The organism is Vibrio sp. 03_296, assembly GCF_002265885.1.
Genome location: NZ_NPKW01001143.1, coordinates 1 through 502 on the forward strand (window position 1 = coordinate 1; position 502 = coordinate 502).

At 40.7% G+C, this 502-nt stretch carries 1 protein-coding gene; it reads right to left on the bottom strand.

The features are described 5' to 3' along the window. Window positions 1–21: 21 nt before the first annotated feature. Complete coding sequence (locus tag CIK04_RS30395) at window positions 22–333, bottom strand: hypothetical protein (protein WP_128824770.1); 312 nt, start codon at window positions 331–333, stop codon at window positions 22–24. Between the last annotated feature and the right edge of the window lie 169 nt (window positions 334–502).

A 502-nucleotide genomic window follows, 5' to 3' on the forward strand; every position in this document is an offset into this window, starting at 1 on the left:
AGTTCTTTAAACAGCTCATAATCATGAACCAATCCAGTCATTTTCCTGAAGTTCTGGGAATGGCGCTAAAGATAACGTCGGAACATTAGTAAAGGTTAACGAGTCGAAGTAAGAGCTTGTACTTACAAACCAATCACACGCAGCTTTTTCTCGCTCAATAAGGTCGAATTCTTGGCACACTTTCCCAGAAGCCACAGACTCAGTATGCCTAGCTAAACTACTCAGAGTCGTAATTGCTACTCTTTGCTCTTGAGCTAGCCAGTTACCTGCAACAAATAGACGGACTTCAGCAACTGATGCTAGTAGCGCTAAAACGGCAGTCGATAGCCACACGTAGTCAACTTTTTCCAACCCGACTTGGAAAAGTTACAACCAAAAAAGAAAGGAATATGCAGCACAGCGACTAGAACAGCGAAAACACCAAATGCATGCAGAGGACTAGATATAAAAATTCCGAGTCGAAAATGTAATCCATCTAAATAMCTTATAAAATAAGGTATTT